This is a genomic window from Intrasporangium oryzae NRRL B-24470, assembly GCF_000576595.1.
Lineage (GTDB): Bacteria > Actinomycetota > Actinomycetes > Actinomycetales > Dermatophilaceae > Intrasporangium_C > Intrasporangium_C oryzae.
Genome location: NZ_AWSA01000021.1, coordinates 47,118 through 73,006, shown reverse-complemented (window position 1 = coordinate 73,006; position 25,889 = coordinate 47,118). Strand labels below are relative to the sequence as shown.

Below are 25,889 nucleotides of genomic sequence, written 5' to 3'. Positions count from 1 at the left end.
CGGGTCGCCGCGGCCTGGGCGCACGGCCTGCTCGTCGACTCCGCCGAGGAGGCCGACCGCGCCCGGGCGGCCGGCGAGGCCGCCCGGACCGAGCGCGACGCCGAGCTCGCGATCGTTCGCCGCGACATCGCGACGTTGCAGAACGAGCTGCGCGAGCTGACCGACAGCGTCCATCGCGACGAGGTCGCCCGCGCGCAGCAGCGCCTCCGGATCGAGCAGCTCCAGGCGCGCGCCGTCGAGGAGCACGGCATCGCCCCAGACGCCCTCGTCGACGAGTACGGCCCCCACCGGCCGGTGCCCGTCGTCCCCGACCCCGACACCGATCCGGACGCCGAGGCTCCCGAGCCGGTGCCGTTCGTCCGCGAGGCCCAGGAGAAGCGCCTGCGCCAGGCCGAGCGCAAGCTGAGCGCCCTCGGCCGGATCAACCCGCTCGCCCTCGAGGAGTTCTCCGCGCTCGAGGAGCGGCACAAGTTCCTCACCGAGCAGCTCGAGGACCTCAAGAGCTCCAAGCGCGACCTGCTCGACATCGTCAAGGAGGTCGACGAGCGGGTCGAGAAGGTCTTCGCGGAGGCCTTCGCCGACACGGCCGTGCAGTTCGAGCGCGTCTTCCAGCGGCTCTTCCCGGGCGGCGAGGGCCGCCTCGTGCTCACCGACCCGTCCAACATGCTGACGACCGGTCTCGAGGTCGAGGCCCGGCCGCCCGGCAAGAAGATCAAGCGGCTCTCCCTGCTCTCCGGTGGCGAGCGCTCGCTCGTCGCCGTGGCCCTGCTCGTCGCGATCTTCAAGGCCCGGCCCTCGCCGTTCTACATCATGGACGAGGTGGAGGCCGCGCTCGACGATGCCAACCTCGGGCGCCTCATCACCCTCTTCGAGGAGCTGCGCGACAGCTCCCAGCTCATCGTCATCACGCACCAGAAGAAGACGATGGAGATCGCCGACGCCCTCTACGGCGTCAGCATGCGCGGCGACGGCGTGACGACGGTCGTCTCGCAGCGGCTCCGCGACGTCGCGGTCCAGCCCGCCTAGCGGCCCGGCCACCCGGCGGTCGGGAGCCGGCCGAGCGGCATACGACGCTTGCGTCACTCCAGTCACATGAGTCACTCTTGTCACATGGCCTTCCTCATCGTCGCGATGTTGGTCGCCACCGCACTCGGAGTGGCGATCGTCGGAGTCGTCGCCGTCCCGGCCCACCGCGACGGCCGCGACGTCCTCACCGCCAAGGGCTCGGGCGTCGCCCGGTCCGCGCGGCAGCGGGTCAGGCGGACCAGGCCGGTTCGACCCTGAGGGGGCGCCGGACCGCGTGGTTGGATGACTCCGTGGACAATCTCTGGCTCTACCTCGTCATCGGCGTCGGCATCCTCGCCGTCGGGCTCGGCATCGGCCTCAACCTGCTCATCGGGAGCCGCCGCAAACCGACCATCGAGCGCGAGGCACCGCCGGTCCGGCCGGCCCCGCGTCCCGCGGCGCCCACCGAGGAGCTCGAGCGGAGACCGCCGGCCCAACAGGCCCCGCCCACTCCGGTCGAGACCGCGCCGGCGCCCGAGGCGCCCGCGCCTGAGGCACCTGTCGAAGCACCGGCACCCACTGTCGAGCGCCCGGAGTCGGCTCGCGGCCGGCTCCAGCGCCTGCGGGCCCGCCTCGCCCGCTCCAACACCGCCCTCGGCAAGGGACTGCTCGCCCTGCTCTCCCGGGGCCACCTCGACGAGGAGGCCTGGGAGGAGGTGGAGGACACCCTCATCGCCTCCGACCTCGGGGTCGAGGCGACGACCGAGCTCGTCGACTCGCTCCGCGCCCAGGTCAAGATCGAGGGCACGACCGACGAGGCGACGGTCCGCGGGTGGCTCCGCGAGGACCTGCTCAGGCTCGTGCGGCCCGAGATGGACCGGCGGATCGCGTCGAGCCGGGTCGGCGACCGCCCCGCCGTCATCCTCGTCGTCGGTGTCAACGGCACCGGCAAGACGACGACGGTCGGAAAGCTCGCCCGGGTGCTCGTCGCCGAGGACCGTGACGTCATCCTCGGCGCCGCCGACACCTTCCGGGCTGCGGCCGCCGACCAGCTCGAGACGTGGGGCGCCCGGGTCGGTGTCCCGACCGTGCGCTCCGACAAGGACGGTGCGGACCCGGCGGCCGTCGCCTTCGACGCGGTCCGCGCGGGGATCGAGGAGGAGGTCGACGTCGTCATCATCGACACGGCCGGACGCCTGCACAACAAGGTCGGCCTCATGGACGAGCTCGCCAAGGTCAAGCGCGTCATCGAGAAGCAGAGCGAGATCGACGAGGTCCTCCTCGTCCTCGACGCGACCACCGGGCAGAACGGCCTCCAGCAGGCGCGGGTCTTCTCCGAGGCGGTCGACGTCACGGGCATCGTCCTGACCAAGCTCGACGGCACGGCCAAGGGCGGCATCGTCGTCGCGGTTCAGCGCGAGCTCGGTGTGCCGGTCAAGCTCGTCGGGCTCGGGGAAGGCCCCGACGACCTCGCCCCCTTCGACCCGGAGGCCTTCGTCGACGCGATCCTCGAGTGAGCGCGGGCCACGGCTCGTGGTCTTCTCGTGAGCGGGCCCGTCCGTATGCCGGACGGGCCCGCTCCGCGTAACCACCGCCTTACAGACGTGGGCCGTTGTTGACACGGCCGTAACACGTCCTCGCTCCGGCGGTAACAGCGCGCGGTCATCGTTTCGGCCATGAGCGCTACTACTTTCACGGCAGCGGACGCGCCGTTCGTCGACACCGGCAACACTGCCTGGGTGCTCGCCGCTGCGGCCCTCGTCCTGTTCATGACGCCCGGTCTCGCCCTCTTCTACGGCGGCATGGTCCGCACGAAGAGCGTCCTCAACATGATGATGATGAGCTTCATCGCGATGGGGACCGTGGGCACCGTCTGGGTCCTCTGGGGCTACAGCGAGACCTTCGGCCCCGACGCCGGCGGCGGCCTCGTCGGCAACCCCTTCACCCACTTCGGTCTGAGCGGCGTGCTCGACCAGATCTACGGCTATGTCCCCGCGAATGCGGCCACGGGCACGGCGGCGTCGGGCGGCATCCCCGGAGCGGCGTTCGTCGCCTTCCAGGTCGTCTTCGCGATCATCGCGGTCGCCCTCGTGTCGGGCGCCATCGCCGACCGGGCGAAGTTCACCACCTGGACCGTCTTCACGGTCGTCTGGGCCACCCTCGTCTACTTCCCCGCGGCCCACTGGGTCTTCGCCTTCAGCGGCTACGCCGCGGAGACCGGCGGCTGGATCGCCAACAAGGCCCAGGGGCTGCTCTTCGGCGGCGCCGGCGCCTACGACTTCGCCGGTGGCACGGCCATCCACATCAACGCCGGTGCGGCGGGTCTCGCCCTCGCGCTCGTCCTCGGCAAGCGCATCGGGTTCAAGAAGGACCCCATGCGTCCCCACAACCTCACGCTCGTGATGATCGGTGCGGGCATCCTCTGGTTCGGCTGGTTCGGCTTCAACGCGGGCTCGGCGCTCGGCGCCGGCACCCAGGCCGCCGGCGTCTGGGTCAACACCCTCGGCGCGACCTGCACCGCGATGCTCGGCTGGCTCGTCGTGGAGAAGTTCCGTGACGGCCACGCCACTTCCCTTGGTGCCGCCTCGGGTGTCGTCGCCGGTCTCGTCGCGATCACCCCGGCCTGTGCCACCGTGTCGCCCATCGGCGCCCTCATCGTCGGCCTCGCGGCCGGTGTCGGCTGCGCCTACGCCGTCGGTCTCAAGTTCCGCTTCGGCTTCGACGACAGCCTCGACGTCGTCGGCGTCCACCTCGTGGGCGGCCTCATCGGCACGATCCTCATCGGCTTCCTCGCCACGAAGGGCAGCCCAACCGGCACCGCCGGCCTCGCCGTCAACGAGGGCCTGTTCTACGGTGGCGGAGCATCTCAGCTCTGGGCCCAGCTCGAGGGCGCGCTGTCGGTGATGGTCTTCTCCTTCGTCGTCACCTACCTCATCGGTCTGGTCCTGCACAAGACCATGGGCTTCCGGGTCTCGGCCGAGGACGAGACCCAGGGCGTCGACCTCGCCCAGCACGCTGAGACGGCATACGACCTCATGCCCCTCGGTGGCCGCATCGGGGCCAGCGCACACACCACGCCGAGCGCCACGAAGGCGACGGAGACGACGGGAGCCAACGCATGAAGCTCATCACCGCCATCATCAAGCCCCACCAGCTCGACGAGGTGAAGGAGGCCCTGGAGGCCTTCGGGGTCGCTGGCATGACGATCAGCGAGGCGAGCGGCTACGGCCGCCAGCGCGGCCACAGCGAGGTCTACCGCGGCGCCGAGTACACCGTCGACTTCGTCCCCAAGGTTCGCCTCGAGGTCCTCGTCGACGACGTCGACGCCTCGGACGTCATCGAGGTCATCCTCAAGGCCGCCCAGACCGGGCGGATCGGGGACGGGAAGATCTGGGCCGTGCCGGTCGACGACGTCGTCCGGGTCCGCACCGGTGAGCGCGGCGCGGACGCTCTCTAGAAAGGTCGGCGAGATCTGTCATGACGGATGTGACCACACGACGTCTGGACCTCGCCGGCACCCGGACCTTCGCGACGCCCGGGGCGGGACCCACCCGCCGCCGGGCGCTCGCGGAGTTCGGGTTCGGCTGGCTCCAGGAGCTCTGGCGCGAGGCCTGTGCGGGCCGTCGGCACGAGGGCGTGGCCCTCGCGGCCGTGGGCTCGCTCGCCCGCGGCGACGGTGGCCCCCTGAGTGACTACGACCTCGTCCTCGTGCACCACCCCCGAGGCCTCTCCGGCAAGGAGGTCGGCGCCTTCGCCGACAAGCTCTGGTATCCCATCTGGGACGCGGGGGTGCGCCTCGACCACAGCGTCCGGACCGTGGCCGAGTGCAGGTCCGTCGCGACCGAGGACCTCTCGGCCGCGGTCGGGCTGCTCGACCTCACGCACGTGGCCGGCGACGCCGACGTCGTCAACGCGGCCCGCTCGACCGTCGCGCACGACTGGCGGGCCAACGCCCGGACTCGCCTGTCCGAGATGCAGGAGTCGGTCGTCGCCAGGCACGCCCGGCAGGGCGACCTCGCCCACCTGATCGAGCCGGACCTCAAGGAGGCGCACGGCGGCCTGCGCGACATGTCCGTGCTGCGGGCGCTGACGGCAGCCTGGCTGACCGACCGGCCGCACGGCGAGGTCGACGCGGCCTACGACCGGATCCTCGACGTCCGCGACGCGATCCACGTCGTCACCGGCCGGGGGCGCGACCGCCTGACCCGCGACGACCAGGACGCCTGCGCGGCGCTGCTCGGCTACACGGACGCCGACGACCTCCTCACCGACCTCTCGACGTCGGCCCGGACCATCGCGTATGCCGTGGACGGCACCCTGAGGCGGGCCATGCAGTCCCAGCGGGCGCGCACGCTGCGCGTCGGTCCGCGCCGACCCCAGCTCTCACCGCTCGGCTACGGCCTCTACCGGCACGACGGTGAGGCGGTTCTCGGACCGTCGGCCGATCTCACGTCCGACCCGATCATCCCGCTCCGTGCGGCGGTCGTCGCGGCCCGGAACGGCATCCCGCTCTCGCCGACGACGCTCAAGAACCTCGCGGCGCACTCGCCTACGCTGCCCGAGCCGTGGCCCGAGGTCGCGCGGACGCTCTTCGCCGACCTCCTCGCGGCGGGGCCTGGCCTCGTCACCGTGTGGGAAGGTCTCGACCTCGCGGGCGTGGTCGAGCGCTGGATCCCCGAGTGGGCCGCCGTCCGCAGCCGCCCCCAGCGCAACGCCGTCCACCGGCACACGGTCGACCGGCACCTCATCGAGACGGTCGTCGCCGCGAGCGGGATGGTTCGCGACGTCGCCCGCCCCGACCTGCTCATGCTCGCCGCGATCCTCCACGACATCGGCAAGGTCCCCGGCACCCAGGACCACTCGGTCACCGGGGCGGAGATCGCCGATCGCGTCCTGGGCCGGGTCGGCGTCGCCGGGGCCGACCGGGAGATCGTCGTGCGCCTCGTGCGCGAGCACCTGACGCTGGTCGAGCTGGCCACCCGCCGCGACCCCGAGGACCCCGCGACCATCGCGGCGCTGTCCGACGCGGTCGCCGGGTCGGTCACGACGCTCGACCTCCTGCGCGCCCTCACCGAGGCGGACGCGTCCGCAGCCGGGCCGAAGGCGTGGAGCGACTGGCGAGCCGGGCTCGTCACCCGCCTCTACGACGCCTGCCGCTCGGCACTCCTCAGCCAGACCGACGGAGAGGGCCCACTCATCGTGGAGCCGATCGAGACCCTGCCCCTGAGCGACGAGGCGATCGACCGCATCGCCTCGGGAGAGCCCTACGTCACCGTCGCCTCGCTCGGCGGCGCGCACCGCATCGACATCATCGACCGCGACCGCGCGGGCCTCTTCGCCGACACGGCGGGCCTGCTCGCCGCGCACGGTTTCGTCGTCCGCTCGGCCATCGTCCGGACGATCGACGGCCTCGCCGTCAACGAGTGGTGGGTGGACTCGCCCGGCGGCGAGACTCCGCTCCCGGCCGTCATCGCCCGCGACCTCGTCCGCGTGGCGAACGGCGACCGGACGCCCCTCGGCAAGCTCCAGCGTCGCCGCACCACCGGAGTCCGCAGCCCCGGCTCGGGTTCGCCCGACTCGACGCGCGCGATGGTCATCAGCAGCGCCTCGGAGACGGCGACCGTCATCGAGGTGCGCGCCACCGACCGTCCCGGCCTGCTCCAGGACATCGGGATCACGCTCGCCCGCGCCTCGCTGTCCGTGCGGTCCGCGCACATCGCGACGTATGCCGGCCAGACGCTCGACACGTTCTACGTGACCGAGTTCGGCGGCGGGCAGCTCGCGCCGGCCCGGGCCGCCCAGGCCGTGGCCATGATCATCGACACCTGTGATGCCGGCTGAGGAAGGGCCGGACCCGTCAGGTGCCCGGGGGAGGGGCCGGGCACCTGACCCGAGGAGCCGGCCCAGCGGCATACGGCAGCTGCTCTGGGCGGCCGGTCGGTGGAACCGCCACGAGCAGATAAAGTTGCCGGGTGTTTGCGACCCTGTCTGACCGGCTGACCGCCACCTTCAAGAACCTGCGCGGCAAGGGCCGCCTGTCGGAGTCCGACGTCAACGCGACGATCCGTGACATCCGGCTGGCGCTCCTCGACGCCGACGTGGCGCTGCCCGTCGTCAAGCGGTTCACGGGCCGGGTGCGTGAGCGCGCGCTCGGCGCCGAGGTGAGCCAGGCGCTCAACCCGGCCCAGCAGGTCGTCAAGATCGTGCAGGAGGAGCTCGTCGCCATCCTCGGCGGCCAGACGCGGACGATCCGCTTCGCCAAGCAGCCCCCGACGGTCATCATGCTCGCCGGCCTCCAGGGCTCCGGCAAGACGACCTTCGCCGGCAAGCTCGGGGCGTGGCTCAAGGGTCAGGGCCACACGCCGCTCCTCGTCGCGGCCGACCTGCAGCGCCCCAACGCCGTCACCCAGCTCGAGGTCGTCGGCGAGCGCGCCGGCCTGCCCGTGTTCGCGCCCGAGCGCGGCAACATGGGCGGCCACGACGCCGTCCTCGGCTCCGGTGAGGGCACCCGCTCGTTCGGCGACCCCGTCGCCGTGTCGCGGATGGGCATCGAGCAGGCCCGCGCCAAGCAGTACGACGTCGTCATCGTCGACACCGCCGGACGGCTCGCCGTCGACGCCGACCTCATGCACCAGGCGTCCGACATCCGCGCCGCGATCCAGCCCGACGAGGTCCTCTTCGTCATCGACGCGATGATCGGTCAGGCTGCCGTCGAGACGGCCCAGGCGTTCCACGAGGGCGTCGCCTTCACCGGCGTCGTCCTGTCCAAGCTCGACGGCGACGCCCGCGGTGGTGCCGCGCTGTCGGTGGCTGACATCACGGGCGAGCCGATCATGTTCGCCTCGACGGGTGAGAAGGTCACCGACTTCGAGGTCTTCCACCCCGACCGCATGGCGAGCCGGATCCTCGACATGGGTGACGTGCTCACCCTCATCGAGCAGGCCGAGAAGGCGTTCGACAAGCGCCAGGCCGACGAGATGGCCCGGAAGTTCATGGCCGAGGAGGACTTCACCTTCGAGGACTTCCTCCAGCAGATGAGCGCCATCAAGAAGATGGGCTCGCTCAAGTCCATGCTCAAGATGATGCCGGGCATGCAGGGGATGCGCGACCAGCTCGACGCCTTCGACGACCGCGAGTTCGACCGGGTCGAGGCGATGGTCCGGTCGATGACACCGTTCGAGCGCACCCACCCCAAGCAGATCAACGGCTCGCGCCGGGCCCGCATCGCCAAGGGCTCGGGGGTCACGGTGACCGAGGTCAACCAGCTCCTCGAACGGTTCGGCCAGGCGCAGAAGATGATGAAGTCCCTCGCCCGAGGCGGCGGCGGTGGCCTGCCCGGCATGCCCGGGATCCCGGGCACGGGCAAGCGCGGCAAGCAGCAGCCGCAGCGCAGGAAGAGCAAGAGCGGCAACCCGGCCAAGCGCGCCGCGGAGGAGCGTGCGGCGGCCCAGAAGGCGGCGGCCGGCCGTGCCTCGTCGGCGGCCAGCGCGTTCGGCGTGCCGGGCCAGGGCGGCGACGGCGCCGACCCGATGGCCGACTTCGACCCGGCCAACCTGCCCAAGGGCTTCGAGAAGTTCCTCGGCAAGGGCTGACCGCTCGGAGTTTCACGGGGCGTGACCCGGGATCTTCGTGCGGATCATCTGGCGTCTGGTGCTGCCGGGGCAACCACCACTACGAGTTGATCCGCGAGGTGATCCGCGGGGTGATCGATCGCGGGCGGTGCGCCGGGCTCTCGCGTTCGTCCACAACCGGGTGGCTGCGGCTGAGAAGTGCACAGGCACGCCCTCGAGCCGAGCACGCGCGAAGCATCCGCATCGAGGCTGGCGTGATGGAGCTTCCTGAACACGTCCTCGAGACGGCGACGCGGCAGGGCGGCCTGGTCACGCGTGCCCAGCTGATCGAGGGTGGAGTCGCGGCTGCGATGATCCGCTGGCAGATGGGACGCCGCTGGAGATCCGTTCTACCCGGGGTGATCCAGCTCGACACCGGACTGCCCAGCTTTCAGCAGCGGATGATGGCCGCCCTCCTCGCCGCGGGTCCGGAGTCCTGGCTGAGCGGTGTGACAGCCGCGGGCTGGCACGGCATGCCGGTCTGGGACCACCGCCTCCCGATCTTCGTCATGGTTCCCGCGCCGGCGCGAAGCAGGCGGATCGCATGGGTGTCGATCCGCGCGACCAGCCTGACCAACGAGCGGCTCGTCGAACGTGGCGCTCTTCGCTTCTCGTGCCGGCCCCGTTCGGTCGTCGATGCCGCCGCCCAGGCGTCGGACGACTCGGCGGCCAGGTCTCTGGTCATCGGAGCTGTCCAGAACCGGCTCGTCCGGGTCGGTGACGTCCAGCACTGGCTCGGCGCCCGTCGGCGCAACGGCACGATCCGCCTCAAGACGGCCCTGCGCGAGGCCTCGGCCGGGTCGTGGTCCGTTCCGGAGGCCCAGTTGGCGAGGCTGGCAAGGCGGTCGCACGTGCTACCGCCGCCCTGGGCCAATCCTCAGCTGTCGGACGAGAAGGACCGGCCGCTGACGACACCGGATCTCTGGTGTGACGACGTGGCACTCGCGGTCATGGTGCACTCGTTGCGCTTCCATTCCGGCGCCTTGGACTGGGACGCGACGGTGGACGCCGACGAGGACCTCCGGGCGGCCGGCGTCGAGGTCGTCGGCGTGACACCGTCCGCGATCGAGAAGGCACCGGACACGGTTCTCGCCCGGATCGAGGCCGGCTACCTCCGCGCCGCGGGCCGTCCCCGGCCGCCGGTGACCGCCCGGCCCCGTGACTTCATGCACGAGGCGAGTGGCTGACCCGGATCTGCTTGCGGATCATCTGGCGTCTGGTGCTGCTGGGGCAACAACGACTGCAAGTTGATCTGCCGGTTGATCGCGCCTGCGCCGGACCGGGAGCGCGGCGGCAGACAGGGCGGGCCCAGCGGCATACGCTCGAAGGCGTGGTCACCGTCGACGGGCGCTCGCGGGTACGGCTGCCCGACGGCCGACGCCTCGACGTGTGGCAGGGCGGGGACCCGCGAGGGACGCCGGTCCTCTTCTTCCACGGGACGCCGGGCGGCCGGCTGCAGGCTGCCCTGGGCGATGGTGCGGCCGCACGGTCCGGGGTGCGCCTCGTCGCCTTCTCGCGGCCCGGCTACGGGGGATCGACCGACACGGCCACGACGCTGACATCGGTGGCCCGCGACTCCGCAGCCGTCGCCGACTCGTGCGGCCTCGACGCGTTCGCCGTCCTGGGCGTCTCCGGGGGAGGGCCGTATGCCGTCGCGACCGCCGCGATCCTGCCCGAGCGGGTGCGCGCGGTGGGCGTCGTCGCCGGGATCGGGCCGGTGCTCGAGCTCGACCCCGGGGCGGCCGAGGACCCCGCGGTTCGGGCGGCGCTCGCCGGCGACGTCGACGGAGCGCTCCGCCTGCAGGAGGCCGCGACGACCCGCCTGTCGGAGGGCCGGGCGTGGACGGTTGGCGGCTTCGTCTCCCCGGAGATGCTCGAGCCGTGGTCGGGCAGCGGCCGCCCCGGGACACCCTCCTTCCGCGGCGCCACCCGCGACTCGCTCGTGTTCGCCGCCGGTTGGGACGTCGACCTCGCCGACGTGAGTGCGCCCGTGCACCTCTGGTACGGCCAGCGCGACCGGGTGGTCCCGCTCGAGCACGGTCGGTGGCTCCATGACCAGCTGCCGACCTCGACCCTCGTCGTCCGCGAGGGCGTCGGCCACCTCGGGACGCTCATGCCCTACTGGGAGGAGATGCTGTCGAGCCTCGTCCGCGACGGCGAGTCGGCCCGCTCCTCTGGGTAGGGTCGGTCCATGAGTGCGCCGGTGCTTCATGTCCGCGGTCAGGTCCTCGTCGGTCCGGACGAGACCGTCGACGAGCTGTGGGTCGTCGACGGCAAGGTCTCGTTCTCCGCGCCGGCCTCGAGCGTGGACGTCGAGACGCTCGACGGGTGGGTGCTCCCGGGCCTCGTCGACGCCCACTGCCACATCGGCCTCGGCCCGCACGGCGCGGTGAGCGAGGAGGAGACCCTGCAGCAGGCCCTCACCGACCGCGACCACGGCACGCTGCTCGTCCGCGACGCGGGCCAGCCCGGCGACACGCGGTGGATCGACGACCGTGAGGACCTGCCGAAGATCATCCGGGCGGGCCGGCACATCGCCCGCAGCCGTCGCTACATCCGCAACTACGCCCACGAGGTGGAGGAGGACGAGCTCGTCGCCCACGTCCGGCTCGAGGCCCACCGGGGGGACGGCTGGGTCAAGCTCGTCGGCGACTGGATCGACCGCGACCTCGGTGACCTCGCGCCGAGCTGGTCACGCCAGGCGGTCGCCGACGCCATCGCCGCGGCCCACGTGGAGGGCGTGCGCGTCACCGCCCACTGCTTCGGAGAGCAGTCCCTGCGCGACCTCGCCGCGGCCGGTATCGACTGCATCGAGCACGCGACCGGCCTGCAGGAGGACTCGATCGACACCTTCGCGGCCCAGGGCATCGCCATCGTGCCGACCCTCGTCAACATCGCCCAGTTCCCCGCGATCGCCGAGCCCGCCCGCGAGCGCTTCCCCGGCTACTACCGGCACATGATCGACCTGCACGAACGGCGCTTCGCCACCATCGCCGCCGCCCACGAGGCGGGGGTCCCCATCTACGTCGGGACCGACGCCGGGGGCAGCCTCCCGCACGGTCTCGTGGCGAGGGAGATGGCCGAGCTGATGCGGGCCGGGATGACCTCGCTCGAGGTCCTTGCCGCCGGCAGCTGGGCCGCGCGCGAGTGGCTCGGCCGGCCGGGTCTTGTCGAGGGGGCCGACGCCGACCTCGTCGTCTACGGCGCGGACCCCCGCGAGGACATCACCGTGATCGCCGACCCGAAGGGCGTGGTGCTGCGGGGTCGCGTTGTCCTCTGACTCCTTCTCGGGCCGGCCCCGCCCGTTCACGGCTACGGGAGAGCGGGTCCGGGTTGCACCGCCCTCCGAAGACGACGTGCCCGCCTACGCCGACGCGGTGACCCGGTCGGCCGCGCGCCTGTCCGACTTCGCCGTGCCCGACCCGCACAACCTGCCGGGCATGATCGCGAACCAGTCGCCGGTCTACCGGACGTTCATGATCTGGGCCCTCGAGCCGGGCGAGAGCCACGGGCTCGTCGGCCGGGTCAACGTCTCCAACGTCGTCGGGGGCGCGTTCCAGAGCGCGACGATCGGCTATGACGCCTACGACCCGTATGCCGGTCGCGGCCTCTTCGGCGAAGGCCTCGCCCTGGTCGTCGGGCTGGCGTTCGCCGACCCGCCCGCCGGGCTCGGCCTGCACCGGCTCGAGGCCAACATCCAGCCCGCCAACACCCGCTCGGCCGGGGTCGTCCGCTCCCTCGGGTTCGCCCACGAAGGCTTCTCTCGCGACTTCCTCTACCTGCCCGGGCTCGACGGTCGCCGCGACTGGCGCGACCACGACCGCTACACGATCCTCGCGACCGACTGGCCGGCCGTGCCCTACCACGCCCACGCGCCGAAGCGGATGGCCTGCGTCGTCAACGGGGTCCGGGCCTGGGACCCCAACGGCCTCGCCGAGCACCTCTCGCACGAGCTCGGGCTGCCCCTCTACTCCGCCAGCACGGTCGGCGACACGTCGACGCTCTTCGAGCTGCTCCGGGCCTCCCCGATCGGCGGGGTCGTCGAGTGCAAGGCGTCCCCGACCGAGCTGCGGATCGGCCTCGCCCGAGCCCGGTTCGACCCGACGGTCGTCCCGGTGCTCCCCGCGGCGAGCGACGTCGACCGACGCGAGGTGGCGCGCCTCGCGCTCACGGTGCGAGCGGCATACGCCTGAGGTGACGACCGGGCTCACGCACGAGCGCACGCATGAGCCCACGCCTGCGTGGTCGGGAGGGCGCGCACCATCTGGCAGAATGGTCGGCTGTACCCGTCCAGGCAGGCCCCTCTCTCCTGGCTGGAACGCCTACACCGAGCGTCGGTACCCCGCGTGTCCCCACCCGGTCTCGCCGCGCTCATCCGAACAGAAACAGGAGACACCACCACCGTGGCCGTCAAGATTCGTCTGAAGCGCATGGGCAAGATCCGTGCACCGTTCTACCGCGTCGTCGTCATGGACTCCCGCACCAAGCGTGATGGCCGTGCGATCGAGGAGATCGGCAAGTACCACCCCACCGAGGAGCCGTCGATCATCGAGATCGACTCCGAGCGCGCGCAGTACTGGCTCGGGCAGGGCGCCCAGCCCACCGAGGCCGTCGAGGCCCTGCTCAAGGTGACCGGTGACTGGCAGAAGGCCAAGGGCCTCGAGGGTGCCGAGGGCACGCTCAAGGTCAAGGAGGCGAAGACCTCCAAGAAGGACCTCTACGAGGCTGCCCTCGCCGCTGCCGGCAAGGCCGGCTCGGACACGTCCGCCGCCACGACGCCGCGCAAGAAGGCCGAGAAGAAGGCCGACGCGGAGGCTCCCGCCGAGGGTGCTGAGAAGGCCGAGGCCTGAGCATGCTCGAGGAGGCGCTCGAGCACCTCGTCAAGGGCATCGTCGACCACGACGAGGACGTCGTCGTGCGTCGCAAGGAGCTGCGCCGCGGTGAGCTGCTCGAGGTCCGGGTCCACCCCGACGACCTCGGCCGCGTCATCGGCCGCTCCGGCCGCACGGCGAGCGCGCTGCGCACCGTCGTCGGCGCCCTCGCGGGCAACAACAGCGTGCGGGTCGACATCGTCGACACCGACCGCGCGCGCTGAGCGTCACCAGCTTCGCACCACGACGTGGGGCGTCCCGGTTCGTCCGGGGCGCCCCACGTCTGCGTATGCCGCTGGGCGCGGTGCGCTGAGCCCTCCGGCCGCCGCCGGCGTGGTGAGAGACAGCCGGGAAACCTGAGAGGATCGGCCCCATGAGCGTCGTCCTCGCCCGCATCGGCAAGCCCCACGGTCTCCGCGGTGAGGTGACCGTCCAGCTGCACACCGACGAGCCGGAGCGCCGGTTCGCGCTCGGTACCGCGCTCGACACCGAGGCCGCCCCCGGGTCGGGCGTCCCGCGGCGGCTCACCGTCCGATCGACCAGGGTCCACAACGGGACCTGGCTCATCGCGTTCGAGGAGGTCCCCGACCGCACCGGAGCCGAGGGCCTGCGCGGCACCCGCCTCGTGATCGACGAGGAGGCGATCGAGCCGGACGAGGACGAGTACTACGAGGACGACCTCGTGGGTCTCGAGGTCCGGGACCCGTCCGGTGCGGTCCTCGGCACCGTGACCGGTCTCGAGGTCGGCACGGCCCAGGACCGGCTCGTCCTCGAGCTCGCCGACGGGGTGACGGCCTACGTCCCGTTCGTCGAGCAGATCGTGCCCGTCGTCGCCGACGACCACGTCGTCGTCGACGCGCCGCCCGGGCTCTTCGACCTCTACCGGGAGGGTGGCGAATGAGGATCGACGTCGTCTCGATCTTCCCCGACTACCTCGCGGCGCTCGATCTCTCGCTCATCGGCAAGGCTCGTGAGGACGGCCTGCTCGACGTGGCGGTGCACGACCTGCGCGACTTCACCCACGACCGGCACCGGACCGTCGACGACACGCCCTACGGCGGTGGTGCCGGCATGGTCATGAAGGCGCAGCCCTGGTCGGAGGCGCTCGACCACGTCGTGGCTCAGGGCCACGCTGCCGGGCTGCCCGGCGGCCGTCCGCACCTCGTCGTGCCCGGCCCGGGCGGAACGCCGTTCACCCAGGCCCTCGCCCGGCAACTCGCCGACGAGCCGTGGCTCGCCTTCGCGTGCGGACGCTACGAGGGGATCGACGAGCGGGTCTACGAGTACGCCCGTGAGGACCTCGGGCTCGAGGTGTCGGTCATCAGCCTCGGCGACTACGTCCTCAACGGCGGAGAGGTCGCCGTGCTCGCCATGGTCGAGGCGGTGGGCCGGCTCATCCCCGGTGTCATCGGCAACGCCGAGTCGCTCGTCGAGGAGTCGCACGAGGACGGCCTGCTCGAGTACCCCATCTACACCAAGCCGCAGCAGTGGAAGGGCCGCGAGGTGCCACCCGTCCTCCTGTCCGGCAACCACGCAGCGATCGCGGCCTGGCGCCACGACCAGCGGCTCGCACGCACGGCGGCGCGCCGACCGGACCTGCTCCACCCCTCCCACGGTGACGCCGACCTCGACGTCCGGCTCGCGACCGCGGCCGATGTCCCCGAGATCTTCACGCTCGTCCGGGCCTGCTACGTCGACGAGGCGCACGCCAACGGGACCCTCGACATCCCGGCGCTCACCGAGGACATCGACACGCTCCGGGCCAGCCTCGACACGACCCGGACCTGGGTGGCCCGCAAGGCGGGACGCCTCGTCGGGTCGGTGCGGACCGAGGTGCGGGGGGACTCCCTCTTCATCGGGCGCCTCTGCGTCGCCCCGGACCTGCGCGGTCGGGGACTCGGCCGGCGCTTGCTCGAGCGCGCAGAAGGGAGCGCGGCGAGCGGCATACGGACGTTCTCCCTCATGACGGGAGCGCGGAGCGAGGCCAACCTCAGGATGTACCGGAAGGCCGGGTACCGGCCCGCGCCGCCCGACCCGGGAAGTCCGGGCGTCGTCGCCCTCGTCAAGCGCCGACGCACCTGACCGCACGCCCCCCTCACGAGATGAGGGAGTGGCGCAGGTCGGCGGGCAGGATCCGGCGCCCCCGGATGAGCCGCGCCTGCAGGCCCGCCGTGATCGACTGAGTGGCCATGATGGCGAAGAGGACGAGCACCTGAGCGGTGGCGGCCTGGACCGCGCTCCCGCCTCCCAGCATGACCCCGATGAACGCACCGGGCAGCGTGACGACGCCGGCCGTGCGGACCTGGTCGAGGCTCGGCACGATGCCCTCGGGCACCCGCCGCGTGATGATCTCGTCGATCGCCTGGCTCGAGGTCAGCCCGAGCGAGAGGGCCGCCTCGTACTGCCCGTGCTCCTCGCGCAGCGCCGCGAAGGTCCGGCGACCGACGAGCGTGTGGACCGTCATCGTGTTGCCGATGACGATGCCGGCGACCGGGATGATCGCGACGCCCGTCAGGGGCACGGCGCCCGTCGCGAGGACGATCCCCACGACCGGCACGACCCCGCACGCCATCGCGGCGGCGGCCCACGGCCACGACGGGAGGGCGTCGACCCGTTTCGAGGTCGTCACGACCGCTGTGGCGAACATCCCGACGACGGCGAGCAGCGAGAGCCAGATCGAGCCGACGACCGCGGTGATGACGAGCGCGACGAGGGAGAGCTGGACGACGGCGCGGGCTCCGGCGAGGGCCGTCTGTCGTTCGAGGCCCAGCCGGCCGAGCCGGTCGGCCACGAGCGCGACGAGGAGCAGGACGGCCAGCGCGGCAGCCACGGGCCAGCCGGGGGAGACGTTCACGGGCCACACCGTATGCCGTGTGCCCGGCGTGGAGCGTGCACCGGGCGTGGGTCCGGATCGGCCGATTTCCGTCGGTGGCGATCCCTCTGGCAGACTTGACCCTTGCGTCCGCCATCCGACGGCCCCTGCCACAGGGGGAGTCGGGTCGCCACCTCGGAGGTCTCGAGCCTCCACCGGCGATCCACGCGGCCCGGGCTGGCGCACCGAGGACAGACAAACGGGTGACCTGTGGCGCCCAGGAAAGCGAAGCATCATGCACACGTTCGACGAGATCAACGCCGCATCGCTGCGCTCGGACATCCCCGAGTTCCGCGCCGGTGACACCCTCAAGGTCCACGTCAAGGTCGTCGAGGGCAACCGCTCCCGCGTCCAGGTCTTCCAGGGCGTCGTCATCCGTCGCCACGGCGGTGGCGTCGGCGAAACCTTCACCGTCCGCAAGATCTCCTTCGGTGTCGGCGTCGAGCGCACCTTCCCGCTCCACACGCCGATCATCGACAAGATCGAGGTCGTCACCCGCGGTGACGTCCGCCGCGCCAAGCTCTACTACCTGCGCGGCCTGCGCGGCAAGGCCGCCAAGATCCGCGAGAAGCGCGACAGCATCCCGGCGAAGGCCGAGAGCGCGAAGAACTGACGCACGCGCGTCTCACGCGACCAGCCGAGGGCGCGGTGGATCCCGACCGGTGCGGCTCACCATGACGGTTGAGCCGGCACAGGAGCCGGGCCCCACCGCGCCCTCGTCCGTACCCGAGGCCACCCGGACCCGGTCCGCGCGCAGCCTCCGGTGGCTCGTCGCCCCCGCCGTCGTCCTCCTCGCCGTCCTGCTCGTCCGGGCCTTCCTGGTGACGCCGTTCGGGATCCCGAGCGGCTCGATGGAGGACACCCTCCAGGTCGGTGACCGCGTCCTCGTGAGCCGCCTGACCGGGCCGGACGAGCTGCGCCGCGGCGATGTCGTCGTGTTCGACGCGAGCCGGGCCTGGGGTGTCGGAGAGCCGGCCAGTGGTCCCTTCCAGGCCCTCGTCGGTGCGGCCCAGTCGCTCGTCGGGCAGGGACCCGACACCGACTACGTCAAGCGGGTCATCGGCCTGCCCGGGGACCACGTCCGCTGCTGCACCACGAACGGCCGCCTCGAGATCAACGGGGTCGCCGTCGACGAGCCGTACCTCAAGGCCGGCGACGCCCCGAGCCTCACCACCTTCGACGTGACCCTGCCGCCCGACCGGTTCTGGGTCATGGGCGACCACCGGAGCGCCTCCGCGGACTCGCGCGCCCACCTCGGCGGGCCGGGTGGCGGCGCCGTGCCGGGGGACGACATGATCGGCAAGGTTTGGGTGCGATACTGGCCGCTCGATCGGCTCGGATCGCTCCCAACAGGACCGCTGTCCTCCGTCCCACGAAACGGTGAGTGAATGTCGCAGAACCCCGGACGCCCCGACGACCTGACGCCGGGCCGCCCTTCCGACGACATCGACCTGTCGGAACAGGGCGGTGTCTACGTGGCGGGGGACCGCGACGGCGGCGACCTCAACGACGCCGAGTGGGAAGAAGAGGACGAGCGCCCGCGCGGGCCGCTCCAGACGATCCTTGCCGGCCTTCGCGAGCTCGTCATCGTCATCGTGCTGGCCATGGCCCTGTCCTTCGTCGTCAAGACCTGGCTGTTCCAGGCGTTCTACATCCCCTCCGGGTCGATGGAGGACACGCTCGTGCGCGACGACCGGGTCATCGTCAGCAAGCTGACGCCCGGTCCGTTCGACCTGCGCCGCGGTGACGTCATCGTCTTCGAGGACCCCGGCGTGCCGACGCCCTGGCTGAGCGGGTCCACCACGGGGGCCCGCTCGACGCTCGGCGGTCCCTTCCACGACGCGCTCGTCTACGTCGGGCTGCTCCCCGAGGACGCCGACAACCACCTCATCAAGCGCGTCATCGGCCTGCCCGGGGACCACGTCCAGGCCGACGGCTCGACCGGCAAGATCAAGGTCAACGGCGTCGCGATCACCGAGCCCTACATCAAGCCCGGCGACGCGCCGAGCGAGGGCAAGGCCTTCGACATCGTCGTCCCGGCCGGCCGCGTCTGGGTCATGGGCGACCACCGCTCCGACTCGGCCGACAGCCGCTACCACGACGACGGCACGGGCCGGACCGGCTCGGTCCCCATCGACAAGATCGTCGGGCGCGCGCTCTTCGTCGTCTGGCCCATCGAGCACGTGACCTGGCTCGGGGTCCCCGCGCGGACGTTCGAGCAGGTTCCGGCGCCGGCGAAGACCCCGTCGGTCTCGCCGTCGTCCATCCCGACCGTGCCCACCACCCACACGACGGCGGCCACGAAGGCCGCTGCAGGCTAGGACTGACGAGTCGTGTCGACCACCCCGCCCTCGCGCAAGCCGTCCCTCCGGGTCGAGCGGGCCCTCCAGCGCTCGGGTCATCGGCTCCTCGCCGGGATGGACGAGGTCGGTCGCGGAGCGCTCGCCGGCCCGGTCAGCGTCGGCATCGTCGTCATCGACGAGACCGTCCGGTCGGCGCCCGTGGGGGTCAAGGACTCCAAGCTGCTCACCGAGCGCGCCCGCACGCAGCTCGTGCCCCGGATCCAGCGCTGGGCCGTCGCCCACGCCGTCGGGCACGCGGGACCCGACGAGATCGACGAGATCGGCATCATGGCGGCCCTGCGGCTCGCCGGGATGCGCGCCCTGGCCGCCCTCGGCGTCGTGCCCGACCTTGTCATCCTCGACGGCAACCACGACTGGTTGACCGCCCCGAGCGAGGTCGGGCTGCTCGCCTTCGCCGACGGGGGCGGCCCGAGCACGCCGCCCGTGACGACGATGGTCAAGGCCGACCTCAAGTGCTCCTCCGTCGCTGCGGCCAGCGTGCTCGCGAAGGTCGAGCGCGACGAGCTCATGGTGCGGCTGGGAGCCGAGCACCCGGCATACGCGTGGGGCCTCAACAAGGGCTACGCCGCCCCGGAGCACATGGACGCGCTCGCGCGGCTCGGGCCGTGCGAGCTGCACCGTAGGTCGTGGCGCCTCCCCGGCGTGGTGGATGATGGTTCGACGCAGACATTCGCGCCCGTAGGGCAGACAGGGACGGCGATCACGTGAGTTCGGAAGACCTCGAGAAGTACGAGACCGAGATGGAGCTCCAGCTCTACAAGGAGTACCGCGACGTCGTCGGCCTCTTCACCCACGTCGTCGAGACCGAGCGCCGCTTCTACCTCGCCAACTCCGTCGACGTGAAGGTGCGCAGCGACGGGGGCGAGGTGTTCTTCGACGTGTCCATGGCCGACGCGTGGGTGTGGGACATCTACCGGCCGGCGCGGTTCGTCAAGAACGTGCGCGTCGTGACGTTCAAGGACGTCAACATCGAGGAGCTGCCCAAGCCCGACATCAAGCTGCCCGACTCGGGGGACTTCTCCTGACAGGCGTCGTCCACACCCCCTGAGGCAGGGGTATGCCGTCCACAGCCTCGCGAGCGTCCGTGTCCTCCCCGGGTCGGTGCGTCGGAGGGTGGGCGCATGGACATCCCAGCGACCCGTGCCCTCGGCGACTACGGCGAGCGCCTCGCCTGCCGCCACCTGCGTGAGCAGGGTTTCACCATCCTCGAGCGCAACTGGCGGTGCGCGAGGGGCGAGATCGACATCGTCGCCGCCGACGGCGACTGCCTCGTCGTGTGTGAGGTCAAGACCCGGTCGTCCGACGGTTTCGGCGCGCCGTTCGAGGCGGTCACGTGGCGCAAGGCGCGCCGGCTGCGCCGACTCGCCGGCCTGTGGATCGAGGCCCATCAGGAGCAGGCCGCGGGCCTGGGCGACCTGCGGATCGATGTCGTCTCCATCCTCAAGCCCCCGGCAGCTCCCGCGGCCCTCGAGCACCTCCGGGGCGTCGAGTGAGCGGCCTCGGTCGGACCCGGTCGGTGGGACTCTCGGGCGTGGCCGGGTTCCTCGTCGAGGCCGAGGCACACGTGTCAGCGGGGCTACCGTCGTTCGTCATCGGCGGGCTCGGCGACTCAGCGGTCGGACAGTCGCCGGGGCGGATCCGGGCCGCAGCGACGACGGTGGGCCTGCCGGCGAGCCAGCGCCGCATCACCGTGAACCTCTCGCCGGCCGGGGTGCGCAAGGTCGGTGCCGGGTTCGACCTCGCGGTCTTCGTCGCCATCGGGGTCGCGATGGAGGCCATCTCCCAGGAGGTGGTGGCCGACGTCGTCCACATCGGCGAGCTCGGCCTCGACGGCGCGGTCCGGGCCGTTCCCGGCGTGCTGCCGGCGGTCCTCGCGGCCGCCCGTGCGGGCGTCAGGCACGCGGTCGTCCCCGCAGGCAACGCGCTCGAGGCCCGGCTCGTGCCCGGGATCCGGATCCACCCGGTGCGCGACGTCGCCGAGCTGATCCAGCGCTACGAGCGGCTCCATGCCGGGTACCCGGTCGACGAGGTGCCGGTTCCGCCTGCGGTGCCGGCCGAGCAGGCGGTCCCGAAGGACCTGTCCGAGGTCGTCGGGCAGGCCGAGGCCAAGCTCGCCCTCGAGATCGCCGCGGCCGGGGGTCATCACCTCCTGCTCGCCGGTCCGCCCGGCGCGGGGAAGACGATGCTCGCCGAGCGGCTGCCGGGGGTCCTGCCCGAGCTCGACGAGGAGGAGTCGATGGAGGTCACCGCCATCCACTCCGTCCTCGGTGCTCTCGGCGACGACGTCCGCCTCATCACACGGCCGCCCTTCGTCGCACCCCACCACGGCGCGTCGATGGCGGCCGTCATCGGCGGCGGGAGCGGCCGCATCCGGCCCGGCGCCATCACCCAGGCGCACGCCGGCGTCCTCTTCCTCGACGAGACGCCGGAGTTCGACAAGGCGGTGCTCCAGTCCCTCCGGACCCCGCTCGAACGAGGGACCGTCTCCATCGCCCGGGCCCACGAGACGGTGACCTTCCCGGCCCGGTTCCAGCTCGTCCTCGCCGCCAACCCGTGCCCGTGCGGCAACGGCTGGGGCAAGGGTCTCGACTGCACCTGCTCACCGACGATGCGCCGCGCCTACTTCGGCAAGCTCTCGGGCCCGCTCCTCGACCGCGTCGACCTCCAGGTCCACGTCCAACCCCCGGGGCTGTCCCTCTCCGGGCACGACCCCGGCGAGGGGTCCGCCGCTGTGGCCGGCCGGGTCGCCGAGGCGCGGCGCGTCCAGCACGAGCGGTGGCGTGCGGTCCTCGGGAGCCAACGACCGGTCAACTCCGGCGTGCCTGGCTCGGTCCTCAGGTCCCGGACGTGGCGGCTCCCTCCGACCGACACCGCCACCCTCGACCGGTCGCTCGACCGGGGCGGCATCAGCCTGCGTGGCTACGACCGCAGCCTGCGGACCGCGTGGACCATCGCCGACCTGGCCGGCCTCGACCGGCCCGGCCGTGACGAGGTGGACCTCGCGCTGTCGCTGCGGCACCAGTCGGGGGTGGCCGCGTGAGCGACGTCCGACGGGCGCGGGCGGCCCTCTCTCGCCTCGTCGAGCCCGGCGACAAGGCGGTCCACGCCCTGGTCGGCGAGGTCGGTCCGGTCGAGGCGGTGGAGCGGATCTGCGCCGGCCGCGGAACGTACGCACGGTTCGGGGCGCGGGTGCGCACGCTCGACACCGGGCGTGACCTCGCCACGGCGGCCAAGGTGGGCGCCCGGCTCGTGGTGCCGGGCGACGACGAGTGGCCCGAGCGGCTCGACGACCTGCCCACACCGCCGTTCTGCCTGTGGGTGCGCGGGCCGGTGCCCCTCGGTGAGGCCCTTGGCAGGTCCGTGGCCGTCGTGGGAGCGCGCATCGCGAGCTCCTACGGCGAGCAGCTCGCGGCCGAGCTCGCCGCCGGACTCGCAACACGCGGCTGGACCGTTGTCTCCGGAGCGGCGTTCGGGATCGACGCCGCGGCACACCGCGGGGCACTCGCGGTCGACGGGGCCACGGTCGCGATGCTCGCGAGTGGCGTCGACCGGGTCTACCCCGCGGCCCACAGCCGCCTCCTCGCCCGGATCGCCGAGACGGGAGCGGTCGTGTCCGAGGTCGCGCCCGGCTGTGCGCCGATGAAGTCGCGTTTCCTCCAGCGCAACCGGCTCATCGCGGCCGCCACACGGGGCACCGTCGTCGTCGAGGCAGGCCTGCGCTCCGGCTCCCGCAACACCGTCACGCACGCCAGCGAGCTGGCTCGCCCGGTTGGGGCGGTGCCCGGACCGGTCACCTCGATGTCGTCGGCCGGGTGCCACCAGGAGATCCGTGACGGACGGGCGACTCTCGTCACGAGCGCCGACGAGGTCATCGACCTGGTCGGTGACCTCGGGCAGGATGCCTGCGAGCCCGCGCGAGGACCGGTCGCTGCGGGTGACGCGCTGCTGCCACGGGATGCCGCGGTCCTCGAGGCGCTGCCCTACCGGGGCGGTCTCGATCTCGAGCGCGTCGTCGCCTTGACGACGCTGCCGCCCCTGATCGTGCGGGCGGCCCTCACGCGGCTCGAGCTCGAGGGACTCGCCGAGACCGACGGGACGACGTGGCGCAAGCGCCGGTCGCGGACCGCACATGCGGTGGTCCAGTGAACCCCGCGGTGCCGGACTGCTCGCGCCGAGCCGGGCCCCCGAAGGCGTCTCGCTCGCGGGCGCGACCCTGCACGACGTCCCGTAACGAGATCGGCGACGTGACCGGCCACGACGCGGCCGCACGGGGGTCCTTGCCACTGGGGGACGGCTTTGTCATCGTTCCCCCATGGGAGCAGAGCGGGGCCGCAAGGACCTTGTGACGTCCGACCTGACGGCCGACGTGCTCGCCCGCCACGGTGAGCTCCTCCACGCGTTCAACCGACACCTCGGCGCGGAGAGAGGGCGCTCGGCCCACACACGGCGTGCCTACCTCGGGGACGTTCGCCACCTGCTCACCTACGCCGCGGCGCAGGGCCTCGAGGGGCCCGAGGAGCTGCGACTCGCCGACCTGCGGTCGTGGCTGGGGGAGCAGGCCGACAGCGGGGCCGCCCGCTCGACCATCGCGCGGCGCGCCGCCTCCGCACGCACCTTCCTCAAGTGGGCCGAACACACCGGCCGCATCCCGAGCGACCCGTCCCTCCGGCTCGTCGCCCCGAAGCGGAACCGGACGCTGCCGGGAGTCCTCAAGCAGGGCGAGGCGAGCCGGCTCCTCGACCTCGCGTCCGTCCGGGCGGATGACGACGACCCGATCCACGTCCGGGACCGGGCGGTCCTCGAGCTGCTGTACGCCAGCGGCATCCGCGTCGGCGAGCTCGTCGGGCTCGACGTCGACGACGTCGACCTCGGCCAGCGTGTCGTGCGAGTCATGGGAAAGGGGGCGAAGGAGCGGATCGTGCCCTTCGGCCTCCCCGCGGCCCGCGCGATCGAGGCGTGGCTGGCCGTGCGGTCCCGGCTGGTCCGGCCCGACTCGGGTCCGGCGCTCTTCCTCGGCCGGCGAGGGCGTCGGGCCGACGCCCGCCAGGTGAGGTCGGCCGTCCACGAGCTCCTCGCACACCTGCCCGACGCGCCCGACCTCGGGCCTCACGGGCTGCGCCACAGCGCGGCGACGCACCTGCTCGAAGGGGGAGCCGACCTTCGCACGGTCCAGGAGATGCTCGGCCACGCGAGCCTCGCGACGACGCAGATCTACACCCATGTGTCGGTCGACCGGCTGCGCAAGAGCTACGAGCAGGCGCACCCCCGCGCCTGACCGGACGCCAGCTCACCGCAGCGGCAGCAGGACGACCGGCGCCCGCACGACGAACTCCAACGGGTCGAGGTAGGTCCGTCCCCGGAGGACGCCCCAGTGCAGGCACGTCGCGGGTGCGCAGTGGCCCGGCGTCGGGCCCACCATCCCGATCGGAGCACCGGCGGCGACCGGCGAGCCGACCGGAGGCCCGTCGACCACGGGCTCGAAGGTGCTGCGCAGGCCGCCGGGATGGGCGACGACGACGACGCCGCGCCCGGCGAGCACGCCCGAGAAGCTGACGACGCCGGCCGTCGGGGAGAGGACGACCTGTCGCACCCCGGCGGCGAGGTCGACACCGCGATGTCCCGGAAGCCACGACGGGTCGGGCGCCGCGAACCGGGCCAGCACGTCGGGCTCCGGCGCCAGTGGCCACGCCCATTCTCCCGCCCCCGCGAGCGGGCGAGCCGTCACCGACGGCGCGCGCGCGAGATCCGAGCCGTGGGCGGCGAGATGGCCCGCCGACACCGTCGCGGCCAGGACGGTCGCGGTGACCGCGCTCACGAGTCCACCACCGAGGGTCATGGCGCCCATGCTGCCCTGACCGAGACCACCGGAGCCCGCCATCCTGATCGGGTGTGGACGACCGCCACTGCGTCCGTCGGCTGTGGACGCCGTCGCCTCACGCTGCGGGCGCTCCTGCCCTCAGCGCGCCCTCACGGCCGCGAGCCGACGGCTGGCCTCCACGAGCACCTCGTCCTTCTTGCAGAAGGCGAAGCGGATCAGCGTCCGCGCCGCCTCGGCGTCGTCGTGGAACACCGACACGGGCACACCGACGACACCGGCCAGCTCCGGCAGCCGCCGGGCGAACTCGAGCCCGTCGGTCGCTCCGAGCGGCGCCGCGTCGGCGATGACGAAGTACGTCCCTGCCGGCCGCGACACCCGCAGGCCGGCCTCCTCGAGCGCCGAGCACAGCAGGTCGCGCTTGCCCTGGAGGGACTGGGCCAGAGCGGCATACACCTCGTCGCCGAGCCCGAGCGCGAGGGCGACCGCCGGCTGGAAGGGACCCGAGGCGACGTAGGTGAGGAACTGCTTCACCGTGCGGGCCGCGGTGACGGCCTCGGCCGGCCCGGCGAGCCAGCCGACCTTCCACCCCGTCGCTGAGAACGTCTTGCCCGCGGACGAGATCGTGATCGTCCGGTCGGACATCCCCGGCAGCGTCGCCATCGGCACGTGCTGCGCGCCGTCGAACACGAGGTGCTCGTAGACCTCATCCGTCACGACCCACGCATCGTGCTCTCGGGCGAGCGAGGCGACGAGCTCGAGCTCGGCACGGGTGAAGACCTTGCCCGTCGGGTTGTGCGGCGTGTTGAGCAGGACGAGGCGGGTCCGCGAGCTGAAGGCTGCCCGCAACGAGGCGTCGTCGACCGCGAAGTCGGGGAAGCGGAGGACCGAGGTGCGGCGGGTTGCTCCCGCGAGGGCGATCGTCGCGGCATACGAGTCGTAGTAGGGCTCGAAGGTGACGACCTCGTCGCCCGGCTCGCAGAGCGCGAGGACCACCGAGGCGATCGCCTCGGTCGCGCCGGCCGTGACGAGCACCTCGGACGCGGGATCGAGCCGGAGCCCGTAGAACCGGTCCTGGTGCGCCGCGACGGCGGCGAGGAGCTCGGGAACACCCGGTCCGGGCGGGTACTGGTTGCGGCCGCCGTCGATCGCGGCCTTCGCCGCGTCGAGCATCGCGCGCGGGCCGTCGGTGTCGGGGAAGCCCTGGCCGAGGTTGATGCTCCCGGTTCGCGTCGCGAGCGCGGACATCTCGGCGAAGATCGTCGTGCCGAAGGGCTGCATGCGCGAGATCAGCGGCGAGCTCATGGCTCGCACCCTACCCACGTGACCTGCCGAGGCCGAGGCCGCTGTATG

The 25,889-nt window shown here is 72.4% G+C and carries 27 protein-coding genes; 24 read left to right on the top strand and 3 right to left on the bottom strand.

The window, feature by feature from the left end; genetic code table 11:
• The 15 genes from N865_RS11420 to trmD form a co-directional block, all read left to right on the top strand.
• The coding region (locus N865_RS11420; protein ID WP_034805729.1) for an AAA family ATPase at positions 1 to 1,026 on the top strand (1,026 nt) is incomplete at its 5' end.
• Between the two features lie 84 nt (positions 1,027 to 1,110).
• Positions 1,111 to 1,284, top strand: coding sequence for a hypothetical protein (locus N865_RS22715; RefSeq protein ID WP_157557662.1), 174 nt, complete (start codon positions 1,111 to 1,113; stop codon positions 1,282 to 1,284).
• Positions 1,285 to 1,316: 32 nt separating this feature from the next.
• Positions 1,317 to 2,522, top strand: coding sequence for a signal recognition particle-docking protein FtsY (gene ftsY / locus N865_RS11415; RefSeq protein ID WP_084328155.1), 1,206 nt, complete (start codon positions 1,317 to 1,319; stop codon positions 2,520 to 2,522).
• Between the two features lie 159 nt (positions 2,523 to 2,681).
• Positions 2,682 to 4,127 carry an ammonium transporter gene (locus tag N865_RS11410; RefSeq protein ID WP_051510479.1) on the top strand — a complete coding sequence of 482 codons (1,446 nt, stop codon included), beginning with the start codon at positions 2,682 to 2,684 and terminating at the stop codon, positions 4,125 to 4,127.
• The gene (locus N865_RS11405) at positions 4,124 to 4,462 is read left to right on the top strand and encodes a P-II family nitrogen regulator (RefSeq protein WP_034805723.1); all 339 of its coding nucleotides are present in this window, start codon (positions 4,124 to 4,126) and stop codon (positions 4,460 to 4,462) included. Before N865_RS11410 ends, N865_RS11405 begins: the two co-directional genes overlap by 4 nt.
• Positions 4,463 to 4,482: 20 nt before the next feature.
• Positions 4,483 to 6,846 (top strand): [protein-PII] uridylyltransferase, encoded by a 2,364-nt coding sequence (locus N865_RS11400; RefSeq protein ID WP_034805721.1) that lies wholly within the window; start codon positions 4,483 to 4,485, stop codon positions 6,844 to 6,846.
• Positions 6,847 to 6,977: 131 nt separating this feature from the next.
• Complete coding sequence (gene ffh / locus N865_RS11395; RefSeq protein ID WP_034805719.1) at positions 6,978 to 8,597, top strand: signal recognition particle protein; 1,620 nt, start codon at positions 6,978 to 6,980, stop codon at positions 8,595 to 8,597.
• 236 nt (positions 8,598 to 8,833) lie between these two features.
• Positions 8,834 to 9,802 carry a hypothetical protein gene (locus N865_RS11390; protein WP_034805717.1) on the top strand — a complete coding sequence of 323 codons (969 nt, stop codon included), beginning with the start codon at positions 8,834 to 8,836 and terminating at the stop codon, positions 9,800 to 9,802.
• Positions 9,803 to 9,945: 143 nt separating this feature from the next.
• Positions 9,946 to 10,797, top strand: a complete 852-nt coding sequence (locus N865_RS11385) for an alpha/beta fold hydrolase (protein WP_051510478.1) — start codon at positions 9,946 to 9,948, stop codon at positions 10,795 to 10,797.
• Between the two features lie 9 nt (positions 10,798 to 10,806).
• The gene (locus N865_RS11380; protein ID WP_034805715.1) at positions 10,807 to 11,895 is read left to right on the top strand and encodes an amidohydrolase family protein; all 1,089 of its coding nucleotides are present in this window, start codon (positions 10,807 to 10,809) and stop codon (positions 11,893 to 11,895) included.
• A complete protein-coding gene (locus N865_RS11375; RefSeq protein WP_034805712.1) occupies positions 11,885 to 12,808 on the top strand; it encodes a GNAT family N-acetyltransferase in 924 nt (307 codons plus the stop codon). Before N865_RS11380 ends, N865_RS11375 begins: the two co-directional genes overlap by 11 nt.
• A gap of 210 nt (positions 12,809 to 13,018) precedes the next feature.
• On the top strand, positions 13,019 to 13,465 hold the full coding sequence (gene rpsP, locus N865_RS11370) for a 30S ribosomal protein S16 (protein ID WP_034805710.1): 447 nt from the start codon (positions 13,019 to 13,021) through the stop codon (positions 13,463 to 13,465).
• 2 nt (positions 13,466 to 13,467) lie between these two features.
• Positions 13,468 to 13,710: an RNA-binding protein gene (locus tag N865_RS11365; protein WP_034805708.1), complete on the top strand. Its 243-nt coding sequence runs from the start codon at positions 13,468 to 13,470 to the stop codon at positions 13,708 to 13,710.
• 149 nt (positions 13,711 to 13,859) lie between these two features.
• A complete protein-coding gene (gene rimM, locus N865_RS11360) occupies positions 13,860 to 14,387 on the top strand; it encodes a ribosome maturation factor RimM (protein WP_034805705.1) in 528 nt (175 codons plus the stop codon).
• Positions 14,384 to 15,568 (top strand): tRNA (guanosine(37)-N1)-methyltransferase TrmD, encoded by a 1,185-nt coding sequence (gene trmD, locus N865_RS11355; protein WP_034805702.1) that lies wholly within the window; start codon positions 14,384 to 14,386, stop codon positions 15,566 to 15,568. The genes rimM and trmD overlap by 4 nt, the downstream gene beginning before the upstream one ends.
• Positions 15,569 to 15,581: 13 nt before the next feature.
• Here the strand turns inward: trmD and N865_RS11350 are convergent, their stop codons facing one another.
• Positions 15,582 to 16,340: an ABC transporter permease gene (locus N865_RS11350; RefSeq protein ID WP_051510477.1), complete on the bottom strand. Its 759-nt coding sequence runs from the start codon at positions 16,338 to 16,340 to the stop codon at positions 15,582 to 15,584.
• A gap of 253 nt (positions 16,341 to 16,593) precedes the next feature.
• Here N865_RS11350 and rplS point away from each other — a divergent pair, with 253 nt between their 5' ends.
• The 9 genes from rplS to N865_RS11305 all read left to right on the top strand — a co-directional run bounded on the left by rplS (position 16,594) and on the right by N865_RS11305 (position 23,996).
• On the top strand, positions 16,594 to 16,971 hold the full coding sequence (gene rplS / locus N865_RS11345; protein WP_034805696.1) for a 50S ribosomal protein L19: 378 nt from the start codon (positions 16,594 to 16,596) through the stop codon (positions 16,969 to 16,971).
• A gap of 61 nt (positions 16,972 to 17,032) precedes the next feature.
• Positions 17,033 to 17,746 (top strand): signal peptidase I, encoded by a 714-nt coding sequence (lepB, locus tag N865_RS11340; RefSeq protein WP_051510484.1) that lies wholly within the window; start codon positions 17,033 to 17,035, stop codon positions 17,744 to 17,746.
• On the top strand, positions 17,747 to 18,679 hold the full coding sequence (gene lepB / locus N865_RS11335) for a signal peptidase I (RefSeq protein WP_034805693.1): 933 nt from the start codon (positions 17,747 to 17,749) through the stop codon (positions 18,677 to 18,679). It begins immediately after the preceding gene.
• A 12-nt stretch (positions 18,680 to 18,691) separates the two neighbouring features.
• Positions 18,692 to 19,429 (top strand): ribonuclease HII, encoded by a 738-nt coding sequence (locus N865_RS11330; RefSeq protein ID WP_034805690.1) that lies wholly within the window; start codon positions 18,692 to 18,694, stop codon positions 19,427 to 19,429.
• Positions 19,426 to 19,746, top strand: a complete 321-nt coding sequence (locus N865_RS11325; protein ID WP_034805687.1) for a DUF2469 domain-containing protein — start codon at positions 19,426 to 19,428, stop codon at positions 19,744 to 19,746. Before N865_RS11330 ends, N865_RS11325 begins: the two co-directional genes overlap by 4 nt.
• Before the next feature lie 96 nt (positions 19,747 to 19,842).
• Positions 19,843 to 20,214: a YraN family protein gene (locus tag N865_RS11320; RefSeq protein ID WP_034805684.1), complete on the top strand. Its 372-nt coding sequence runs from the start codon at positions 19,843 to 19,845 to the stop codon at positions 20,212 to 20,214.
• A gap of 23 nt (positions 20,215 to 20,237) precedes the next feature.
• Entirely contained in the window at positions 20,238 to 21,761 is a 1,524-nt protein-coding gene (locus N865_RS11315; protein ID WP_245603733.1) for a YifB family Mg chelatase-like AAA ATPase, read from the top strand.
• Positions 21,758 to 22,867: a DNA-processing protein DprA gene (dprA, locus tag N865_RS11310; protein WP_034805678.1), complete on the top strand. Its 1,110-nt coding sequence runs from the start codon at positions 21,758 to 21,760 to the stop codon at positions 22,865 to 22,867. Before N865_RS11315 ends, dprA begins: the two co-directional genes overlap by 4 nt.
• A 166-nt stretch (positions 22,868 to 23,033) precedes the next feature.
• Positions 23,034 to 23,996, top strand: coding sequence for a tyrosine recombinase XerC (locus tag N865_RS11305; protein WP_084328153.1), 963 nt, complete (start codon positions 23,034 to 23,036; stop codon positions 23,994 to 23,996).
• 12 nt (positions 23,997 to 24,008) lie between these two features.
• On the opposite strand, the gene N865_RS11300 is transcribed toward N865_RS11305, so the two are convergent.
• A complete protein-coding gene (locus tag N865_RS11300; RefSeq protein ID WP_245603732.1) occupies positions 24,009 to 24,557 on the bottom strand; it encodes a murein hydrolase activator EnvC family protein in 549 nt (182 codons plus the stop codon).
• A gap of 120 nt (positions 24,558 to 24,677) precedes the next feature.
• On the bottom strand, positions 24,678 to 25,841 hold the full coding sequence (locus N865_RS11295; protein WP_034805668.1) for a pyridoxal phosphate-dependent aminotransferase: 1,164 nt from the start codon (positions 25,839 to 25,841) through the stop codon (positions 24,678 to 24,680).
• Positions 25,842 to 25,889 lie beyond the last annotated feature (48 nt).

What these genes read in the sequence shown, in the direction of transcription:
- N865_RS22715 (WP_157557662.1), top strand. Translation starts at nt 1,111, where the DNA reads ATGGCCTTCCTCATCGTCGCGATGTTGGTCGCCACCGCACTCGGAGTG.
- N865_RS11410 (WP_051510479.1), top strand. Translation starts at nt 2,682, where the DNA reads ATGAGCGCTACTACTTTCACGGCAGCGGACGCGCCGTTCGTCGACACC.
- N865_RS11405 (WP_034805723.1), top strand. Translation starts at nt 4,124, where the DNA reads ATGAAGCTCATCACCGCCATCATCAAGCCCCACCAGCTCGACGAGGTG.
- N865_RS11400 (WP_034805721.1), top strand. Translation starts at nt 4,483, where the DNA reads ATGACGGATGTGACCACACGACGTCTGGACCTCGCCGGCACCCGGACC.
- N865_RS11390 (WP_034805717.1), top strand. Translation starts at nt 8,834, where the DNA reads ATGGAGCTTCCTGAACACGTCCTCGAGACGGCGACGCGGCAGGGCGGC.
- N865_RS11380 (WP_034805715.1), top strand. Translation starts at nt 10,807, where the DNA reads ATGAGTGCGCCGGTGCTTCATGTCCGCGGTCAGGTCCTCGTCGGTCCG.
- N865_RS11365 (WP_034805708.1), top strand. Translation starts at nt 13,468, where the DNA reads ATGCTCGAGGAGGCGCTCGAGCACCTCGTCAAGGGCATCGTCGACCAC.
- rimM (WP_034805705.1), top strand. Translation starts at nt 13,860, where the DNA reads ATGAGCGTCGTCCTCGCCCGCATCGGCAAGCCCCACGGTCTCCGCGGT.
- trmD (WP_034805702.1), top strand. Translation starts at nt 14,384, where the DNA reads ATGAGGATCGACGTCGTCTCGATCTTCCCCGACTACCTCGCGGCGCTC.
- rplS (WP_034805696.1), top strand. Translation starts at nt 16,594, where the DNA reads ATGCACACGTTCGACGAGATCAACGCCGCATCGCTGCGCTCGGACATC.
- lepB (WP_051510484.1), top strand. Translation starts at nt 17,033, where the DNA reads ATGACGGTTGAGCCGGCACAGGAGCCGGGCCCCACCGCGCCCTCGTCC.
- lepB (WP_034805693.1), top strand. Translation starts at nt 17,747, where the DNA reads ATGTCGCAGAACCCCGGACGCCCCGACGACCTGACGCCGGGCCGCCCT.
- N865_RS11320 (WP_034805684.1), top strand. Translation starts at nt 19,843, where the DNA reads ATGGACATCCCAGCGACCCGTGCCCTCGGCGACTACGGCGAGCGCCTC.
- N865_RS11305 (WP_084328153.1), top strand. Translation starts at nt 23,034, where the DNA reads ATGGGAGCAGAGCGGGGCCGCAAGGACCTTGTGACGTCCGACCTGACG.
- N865_RS11300 (WP_245603732.1), bottom strand. Translation starts at nt 24,557, where the DNA reads ATGACCCTCGGTGGTGGACTCGTGAGCGCGGTCACCGCGACCGTCCTG.
- N865_RS11295 (WP_034805668.1), bottom strand. Translation starts at nt 25,841, where the DNA reads ATGAGCTCGCCGCTGATCTCGCGCATGCAGCCCTTCGGCACGACGATC.